Raw genomic sequence first — 8392 nt, 5'->3', positions numbered from 1 at the left:
CATCAAGGCCAAGGGCGCCAACACCGTCCGGGTGGTGCTCAGCACGGGCGACCAGTGGACCCGCAACGACACCGCCGACGTCGCCCACGTCGTCGCCGAGTGCAAGGAGAACCGCCTGGTCTGCGTCCTGGAGGCGCACGACACCACGGGCTACGGGGAGGCCGGCGCCGCCGTCTCCCTGGCCAAGGCGGTGGACTACTGGCTCGGCGTCAAGGACGCCCTCGTGGGCCAGGAGAAGTACGTCATCGTCAACATCGGCAACGAGCCGTACGGCAACACCGACCACACCGCGTGGACCGGCGACACCAAGACCGCCATCACCCGGCTGCGCGCCGGAGGCCTGGACCACACCCTCATGGTCGACGCCCCCAACTGGGGCCAGGACTGGTCCTTCACCATGCGCGACAACGCGGCCGGTGTCTTCGCCGCCGACCCGGACGCCAACACCGTCTTCGACATCCACATGTACGGCGTCTACGACACCGCGGCAGAGGTGCGCGACTACCTCAGCCGGTTCGTGAGCGCGAAACTCCCCATCGTCGTCGGTGAGTTCGGCGACATGCACTCGGACGGCAACCCGGACGAGGACGCCATCATGGCCACCAGCCAGTCGCTGGGCCTCGGCTACCTCGGCTGGTCCTGGAGCGGCAACGGAGGCGGCGTCGAGTATCTCGACCTCGTCCAGGGCTTCGACGCCTCCCGCCCCACGGCCTGGGGACAGCGTCTCTTCGACGGGGCCAACGGCATCAAGGCCACCGCCAGAGAGGCGAGCGTCTACTCCGGCGGCACCGGCGGCGACACCACCGCGCCGACCGCGCCCGGTGCACCGGCCGTCTCGGAGATCACGGCCTCCGCCCTCCGGCTGAGCTGGCCGGCCGCCACCGACGACACCGCGGTGACCGGCTACGACGTGGTCCGCCTCGACAGCGGCCGGGAGACCCCCGTGGCCACCTCGGCCACCACCACGGCCACCGTGACGGGACTCGCCGCGAACACCGCGTACACCTTCGCCGTCTACGCCCGTGACGCGGCCGGCAACCGCTCGCCGCGCTCCGCCACGGTCACCGCCACCACCGCCCCCGGCACCGGGACGGCGGCCTGCGCGGTGGAGTACCGGCTGAGCGACTGGGGCAGCTCGTTCAACGCCGAGGTCGTCATCCGCAACCGCTCCGCCCAGGCCGTCGACGGCTGGGAGCTGGCCTTCGCCTTCCCCGGCACGCAGCGGATCACCTCCGTCTGGAACGCCAGGGCGACGCAGGAGGGCAGCACCGTGCGCGCCGTGCACGAGTCGTGGACGCGGACGATCCCCGCGGGCGGCTCGGTGAGCTTCGGCCTCAGCGGCACCTCGGCCGGCGGCAACGGCGTCCCCGCCGCGTTCACCCTCAACGGCAGGACCTGCGCCGGCTCCTGACCGGGACCGGCACGAAGGGGCGCGGCCGGACGGCCGCGCCCCTTCCTCATCCCGCCGGCGGCGCCGGCGCGGTCGAGGCGCGCGGCACCAGGGACGGTGTCGTCACCGGCCGGGACGGCACGTCCTGCCCCGCGATCACGTCGAACAGCATCCGCGCCACCTGTGCGCCGAACCCGTGCACGTCATGACTCATCGCCGACAGCGTGGGATGGGTCAGCCGGCACAGCTGGGAGTCGTCCCAGGCCAGCAGCGACAGCTCGTCCGGCACGGCGACGCCCATCTCGGCGGCGACGCCGAGCCCGGCGACCGCCATGATGTCGTTGTCGTAGACGATCGCCGTCGGCCGCTCGGAAGCCAGCAGCAGCGATCGCGTGGCGCGGGCACCCTCCTCGCCCGAGAAACCGGTCTCCAGGTGCAGGCCGCCGTCGAGCCCCAGGTCCGCCATCGTCCGCTCGAACGCCGCCGCGCGGATGGCACTGTGACCGAGGCCCGCCGGGCCGCCCACCCGGGCGATGCGCCGGTGGCCGAGGGCCACCAGGTAGCGCACCGCCTCGGCGACGGCCGTGGCGTCGTCGGTCCACACCGAGGGGAGCCCGCCGGTCAGGGAGGGGTGGCCGACCGCCACGGCGGGCAGCCCGATCCCACCGAGCGGGTCGAGGCGCGGGTCGTCCTGGTGGAAGTCGACCAGGACGGAACCGCCCACCTGGCGCTCCCGCCACCACCGCTGCTGGAGGTGGATCTCCTCCTCCAGGCTGCCCACGAGCCGCAGCAGCAGCGAGCAGGACCGCTCGGCGAGCACGCTCTCGATCCCGGAGATGAACTCCATGTAGAACGGCTCGAGACCGAGCAGCCGCGCCGGCCGGCAGATGGCCAGCCCGATGGCGTCCACCGACTGCCGGGACAGGCTGCGCGCCGAGGAGTTCGGCGCCCAGCCCAGTTCCCGGGCCACGGCGAAGATCCGCTCGCGAGTGGCCTCGGAGACGCCCGGCTTGTGGTTGAACGCCAGCGACACCGCGCCCTTGGAGACGCCCGCGGCGGCGGCCACGTCCTTGATGGTGACGCGCTCGGTGGGTGCGCTCATCTCTGGGCCACGCAGAACAGGGCGGCGCGCGCCGCGTCGGCGGTCACCGCGCCGGCGCCGCGCACCCGGAGGCGGACGCGCTCTCCGGGCAGCAGGGTGCGCAGCCCGGAGTCGCAGACGGCGTCCGCGCCGAGCCGGTCGGCCTGGAGCAGAAGGTCCCGTACGAGGGTGTGTGCTGTCACCACGACCTCGACACTACCGCCGTCGCCGACGGGCGTGACCTCGACGTCGTAGCGGGGTGCCGGGTAGGCGAACTCCTTGTCGGGGACGGGGAAGTGGAGCGCGCGCAGGTCCTCGGCGTCCGCGACCAGGAACTCCTTGCCCGAGCGCTCGTCCGGCACCAGGTCGCGCGGTACGGCGTGCCGGGCCACCTCCCGCGCCCCGGCGGTCACCTCGACCGGCGTCTCCCCCGCCACGGTGCCGTCCGCGCGCAGGCGGCGCAGGGTCACCGTCGTGCGCCAGGGGGTGCCGCTCTGGTTGATCACGGTGAGGGCGGGGCCGTCGGGGCCGGGCTGGAGGGTGAGGAGGCGGTCGGCGTAGACACGCCGCAGTTCGTGGTGGAGCGGCTTGAGGCGGCCGTCGCCGTCGACGGCGGCCCAGGAGCTGACCGGCCAGCAGTCGTTGAGCTGCCAGACGACGGTGCCGGCGCAGACCGGCCAGTGCGCCCGCCAGTGCTCGATGCCGGCGGCCACCGCGCGGGCCTGGACGACCTGGGCGAGGTAGTGCCAGTGGTCGAAGTCCCCCTCGGGCAGGTCGAAGTGGCGGGCGATGCCGCGGTTCAGCTTGCCGTTGCCGTCCTCGGCCTTCTGGTGGTGGAGCATGCCCGGGGAGTCGGGGGCGAGTTCCTCGCCCGGCAGCGCGCGGCGCAGCGTGGCGTGGGCGGGGGGCGCCTGCCAGCCGAACTCGGCGACGAACCGGGGGACGGAGTCGCGGTACTCGGCGTAGTCGCGCCGGTTCCACACCTCCCAGGAGTGGTGGGTGCCGTGGGCCGGGTCGTTGGGGTGGTGCTCCCAGGAGCCGGACCAGGGGCTGCCCGCGGTGTAGGGACGGGTGGGGTCGAGTTCGGCGACGACCCGGGGCAGCAGGTCCAGGTAGTAGCCGCCGCCCCAGGAGTTGCCCTGGAGGCCGGGCTCCCAGTCCCAGTCGCGGAAGCCCCACAGGTTCTCGTTGTTGCCGTTCCACAGCACCAGCGAGGGGTGCGGCATCAGCCGGACAACGTTGTCCCGGGCCTCCGCCTCGACCTCGCCGCGCAGCGGCTGCTCCTCGGGGTAGGCGGCGCAGGCGAAGAGGAAGTCCTGCCAGACCATCAGCCCGAGTTCGTCGCAGACGTCGTAGAAGGCGTCGTCCTCGTAGATCCCGCCGCCCCAGATCCGTACGAGGTCGACGTTCGCCTCGGCGGCCTGGGTGAGGCGGGCGCGGTAGCGCTCGGGGGTGATGCGGGACGGGAAGGTGTCGTCCGGGATCCAGTTGACGCCCCGGGCGAAGATCCGTACGCCGTTGACGACGAAGGTGAAGCCCGTGCCGTGCTCGTCGGCCGAGCGGTCCAGCTGCACGGTGCGGAAGCCGATCCGGCGGTGCCAGGAGTCCAGCTGCCGCTCCTCGGGGCCGTCGTCGACGAGGGTCACCTCCAGGTCGTACAGCGGCTGTTCGCCGTATCCGCGCGGCCACCACAGGGAGACGTCCGGCACGTCCAGCGTGACGACGGCCCGGGTTCCGTCCACCGTGACCCGCCGCTGCACACCGCCGACCGCGGCGTGCACCGTGAGCGGGCGGCCGGCGCCGGACCCGGTGCGCTCGACGCCGACGTGGATCTCGACCCGGCCGGTGCCGTCCTCGACCGTCACCAGGGGGCGCACCTCGGCGAGCCGGGCGGTGGACCACCGCTCCAGCCGGACCGGGCGCCAGATGCCGGCGGTGACCAGGGTGGGGCCCCAGTCCCAGCCGAAGCTGCAGGCCATCTTGCGGATGTACTGGAACGGCTCCGGGTAGACGTTGGGCCGCTCGCCGGTCAGCACGCGGACGAACTCGGCCTCGTCGTAGGCGGAGGCGAACTCGACGTGCAGCCGTCCGTGGTGCCCGGTGACGTCGAAGCGGTAGCGGCGGTGCATGTTGCGGGTGCGGCCCAGCTCCCGCCCGTCCAGGGTGATCGTCGCGGCGGTGTCGAGGCCGTCGAAGACGAGGTCGGTGCGCTCGTGGGAGGCCGTGGCGGTGTCGGCGGGGGCGAGGTCGCGGCCGTAGGTCCAGGCGCGGCGGCCCACCCACTGCACTTCCCGCTCGTTCAGGCCGGTGTACGGGTCGGGGATCTCCCCGGCGGCGAGCAGATCGGTGTGCACGCAGCCGGGGACCGTGGCGGGCAGCGGGCTCCCGTCGTGGTGGAGGCTCCAGCCCTCGGCGAGCGGAACGACTTCCTTCATGTGCGGCTCCTCTTGGCAGGACGGGCCTGGTTCATGTGCGATGCGGTTCAACCTAACGCGGCCAGATGAACCGGTCTAGTCCCCTGCGCCGGATAGGAAGCGGGCGAAAGACACAGGCCACAGCGCGGAACCGCGCGATCCGCTCGAAACGCCAGGTAACAATTGGGCATCTCGCTGCGCATCGGAGCTTTACCGGTTCATCAGGGGCTGACATAGTGCCGTCAACCACCGGAGCCCGAGCCGTAACCCTTGGAAGGAGTTGGGCACATGGGGAGGAAGACCCTGAGCGCCGCTCTGCTGGCCACCACGATGCTGACGGTCGTGGGGTGCAGCGGCGGAGGGACCCCGAACGCGAACGAGACCGCGGTCGCACCGCTGAACCCGAACGGCGTCTCGGGCACCATCACGGTCCTGACCAACCGTACGGACCTCGTGCAGAACGGCACGATGAAGAAGTACGCGGCGCAGTTCAACAAGACCTACCCCGAGGTCAAGGTCGAGTTCGAGGCCATGACCGACTACGAGGGGGAGGTCAAGATCCGGATGAACACCGAGAACTACGGTGACGTCCTGCTGATCCCCGCCTCGGTCGCCAAGGGCGACTACCCGAAGTTCTTCGCGCCGCTCGGCGCCACCCCGACGATGAAGGAGACCTACCGCTTCACCGACAAGACGGACGTGGACGGCAGGACCTACGGCATCGCCACCTTCGGCACGGCCAACGGCTTCGTCTACAACAAGGCGCTGTGGAAGCGGGCCGGGATCACCGACTGGCCCACCAGCCCCCGGGAGTTCCTCGACGACCTGGAGGCGATCAAGGAGAAGACGGGGGCCACCCCGTACTACACCAACTTCAAGGACGGCTGGCCGCTCAGCAGCCCGTGGACCAACAGCATCGGCTCGGTCAGCTGCGACAGCCAGGCCTCCGACAAGCTCTCCGCGGTCGAGAAGCCCTGGCAGAAGGGCTCCGATCTCAATGTGATCGACACGCTGCTGCACGACATAGTCCACGAGAAGCTCTCCGAGAAGGACCCGAGCACCACCAACTGGGAGGCGTCCAAGACGCTGCTGGCCAAGGGTGAGATCGGCAGCATGCTGCTCGGCTCCTGGGCCATCACCCAGTTGCGCGACGCCGCCGAGAAGGCCGGCGAGAACCCCGACGACATCGGGTTCATGCCGTTCCCCCACCAGTCGGACGGCCAGTTCTGCGCCACGCTGGTGTCCGACTACCAGATGGCCGTGAACATCCACTCCGACCACAAGCCGGCCGCGCGCGCCTGGATCGACTGGTTCACCGAGAAGTCCGGCTACTCCGCTCAGGAGGGCGCCGTCTCCGCCCTGAAGTCGGAGGCCATGCCGAGCACGCTCGAGGACTACGTTGACAACGATGTCAAGCTGGTGGAGCGGTCGGAGGCGAAGACGGCCGAGGTCAACGCGATCGACAACGCCTCCGAGATCGGCCTGAGCAAGCAGGACTACCGGCAGAAGCTGGTCGACGTCGCCCGCGGCGCCCAGGACGGGTCGCTCCAGGACTACCTCGACGACCTCGACCGGCGCTGGGCCGAGGCCGCCCGGACCGCCGGCTCCTGACCGGCGCACGGCTGCGCCCGCTCCGGCGGGGAGCAGCCGTGCCGGCGCCCTGTGAGGACGACGAAAGGCTCTGGCCCGCAATGACCCGCACCACCACCTCCACCGCGGCCCCGCCGCCCGCCCCGGCCGCCGCGCCGGACCCGGGCGGGCGCCGCACCCGGCGCTCCGCCACCCGGCCGCGCACCTGGCGTGACCATCCCCTGCGCCGGGTCACGCCCTGGCTGTTCCTGCTGGTCCCGCTCGCCCTGCTGGTCACGTTCACGTACGTGCCGGTGGGCAACATGATCTACTACAGCTTCACCGACTGGGACGGCGTCAGCCCCGACCGCGACCACGTCGGCGCGGACAACTACGTCCAGCTGTTCACCCGCCCCGAACTGTTCCGGGTGTTCGCGGTCAGCCTGTACTACCTGGCGGCGTCCGTCGCGCAGATCGCCATCGCGCTCTGGTTCGCCACCGTGCTCAGCTTCGACCTGAGGTTCAGGAATCTCTTCAAGGGCATCCTGTTCTTCCCCTACCTGATCAACGGGGTCGCGATCGGGTTCGTCTTCCTGTACTTCTTCCAGGACGGCGGCACCCTCGACTCGATCCTGTCGTTCCTGGGCCTCGGCGGCGACCACGCCTGGCTGGGCGACCCGGAGTCGGCCAACACCTCGCTCGCCGGGGTCTCCGTGTGGCGCTTCACCGGGCTGAACTTCGTGCTGTTCCTCGGCGCGATCCAGTCCGTCCCCGGCGAGCTGTACGAGGCGGCGCAGCTGGACGGGGCCACCCGCTGGCAGCAGTTCCGGCACATCATCGCCCCGAGCATCCGCCCGGTGCTCAGCCTGAGCGTCATTCTGGCGATCTCCGGCTCGCTGTCCGTCTTCGAGATCCCGTACATCATGACCGGCGGCGCGACCGGGACCTCGACGTTCGTGATCCAGACGGTGAAGCTCGCGTTCCAGTTCAACAAGACGGGCCTGGCCTCGGCCTGCGCCGTGGTGCTGCTGCTGATCATCCTGCTGATCACCTGGATCCAGCGCCGCCTCGTGCCCGACGAGAAGGTGGACCTCGTATGACCCTCACCGCCCCCGGACGGCCGCGGCGCCGGTCCTTCGGCATCGCGACCACGCTGACCTATGTCTCGCTCGTCGTCGCGTCCCTCGTGGTGCTCATCCCGCTCGTCGTCGTGTTCCTCACCTCGCTGAAGACGTCCCGGGAGGTCGCCGACGGCAGCGGTGCGCTGAGCCTGCCGGACGACTGGCTGAACTTCTCCAACTACGCGACCGCCTTCACCGACGGCCACATGCTCACTGCCTTCGGGAACACGGCGTTCATCCTGCTGTTCTCCATCACCGGCACGGTCGTCATCGGCTCGATGACCGCGTACGCCGTCGACCGCTTCGAGTTCCGGTTCAAGAAGCTGGTGATGGCCCTGTTCCTGATCGCCACGCTGGTGCCCGGGGTGACCACGCAGGTGGCGACCTTCCAGGTGGTCAACAGCTTCGGCCTGTTCGACACGCGCTGGGCGCCGATCCTGCTCTACATGGGCACGGACATCGTGTCGATCTACATCTTCCTGCAGTTCATCCGGGGCATTCCGACGTCGCTGGACGAGGCCGCGCGGCTGGACGGGGCGAACGCCTTCACGATCTACCGGAAGATCATCTTTCCGATGCTGAAGCCGGCGATCGCCACGGTCGTCATCATCAAGGGCATCACCACGTACAACGACTTCTACATCCCGTTCCTCTACATGCCCTCGGAGGAGCTCGGCACGATCTCCACCGCACTGTTCCGCTTCAAGGGGCCCTTCGGCGCGCACTGGGAGAACATCTCGGCGGGAGCGATCCTCGTCATCCTCCCCACCCTGCTGGTCTTCCTCTTCCTCCAGCGCTACATCTACAACGGCTTCGC

General features: G+C 70.4%; 6 protein-coding genes. 4 read left to right on the top strand and 2 right to left on the bottom strand.

Going from position 1 to position 8392, the window contains the following annotated elements; all coding sequences use genetic code 11:
• A partial coding sequence (locus CCN42_RS08440; RefSeq protein ID WP_086734227.1) for a cellulase family glycosylhydrolase occupies positions 1 to 1411 on the top strand: 1411 nt, incomplete at its 5' end.
• Between the two features lie 46 nt (positions 1412 to 1457).
• On the opposite strand, the gene CCN42_RS08435 is transcribed toward CCN42_RS08440, so the two are convergent.
• Both CCN42_RS08435 and CCN42_RS08430 read right to left on the bottom strand, forming a co-directional pair.
• On the bottom strand, positions 1458 to 2492 hold the full coding sequence (locus CCN42_RS08435) for a LacI family DNA-binding transcriptional regulator (protein ID WP_086734225.1): 1035 nt from the start codon (positions 2490 to 2492) through the stop codon (positions 1458 to 1460).
• Positions 2489 to 4906 carry a glycoside hydrolase family 2 protein gene (locus CCN42_RS08430; RefSeq protein ID WP_086734224.1) on the bottom strand — a complete coding sequence of 806 codons (2418 nt, stop codon included), beginning with the start codon at positions 4904 to 4906 and terminating at the stop codon, positions 2489 to 2491. The genes CCN42_RS08435 and CCN42_RS08430 overlap by 4 nt, the downstream gene beginning before the upstream one ends.
• Before the next feature lie 267 nt (positions 4907 to 5173).
• Here CCN42_RS08430 and CCN42_RS08425 point away from each other — a divergent pair, with 267 nt between their 5' ends.
• From CCN42_RS08425 to CCN42_RS08415, 3 genes are all read left to right on the top strand, one after another.
• On the top strand, positions 5174 to 6496 hold the full coding sequence (locus CCN42_RS08425) for an ABC transporter substrate-binding protein (protein ID WP_086734222.1): 1323 nt from the start codon (positions 5174 to 5176) through the stop codon (positions 6494 to 6496).
• 80 nt (positions 6497 to 6576) lie between these two features.
• A complete protein-coding gene (locus tag CCN42_RS08420) occupies positions 6577 to 7554 on the top strand; it encodes a carbohydrate ABC transporter permease (protein ID WP_086734220.1) in 978 nt (325 codons plus the stop codon).
• Positions 7551 to 8392: carbohydrate ABC transporter permease (locus tag CCN42_RS08415; protein ID WP_086734229.1), on the top strand; the 842-nt coding region annotated here is incomplete at its 3' end. The genes CCN42_RS08420 and CCN42_RS08415, both read left to right, overlap by 4 nt.

This window comes from Streptomyces glaucescens (genome assembly GCF_002154375.1).
GTDB classification, from domain to species: Bacteria; Actinomycetota; Actinomycetes; order Streptomycetales; family Streptomycetaceae; genus Streptomyces; species Streptomyces glaucescens.
The sequence above is the reverse complement of the archived record's forward strand: the minus strand, read 5'-3'. Positions and strand labels throughout refer to the sequence as shown.

Excerpts from the sequence above, each read along its gene's own strand:
- CCN42_RS08435 (WP_086734225.1), bottom strand. The coding sequence starts at position 2,492 with ATGAGCGCACCCACCGAGCGCGTCACCATCAAGGACGTGGCCGCCGCC.
- CCN42_RS08430 (WP_086734224.1), bottom strand. The coding sequence starts at position 4,906 with ATGAAGGAAGTCGTTCCGCTCGCCGAGGGCTGGAGCCTCCACCACGAC.
- CCN42_RS08425 (WP_086734222.1), top strand. The coding sequence starts at position 5,174 with ATGGGGAGGAAGACCCTGAGCGCCGCTCTGCTGGCCACCACGATGCTG.
- CCN42_RS08420 (WP_086734220.1), top strand. The coding sequence starts at position 6,577 with ATGACCCGCACCACCACCTCCACCGCGGCCCCGCCGCCCGCCCCGGCC.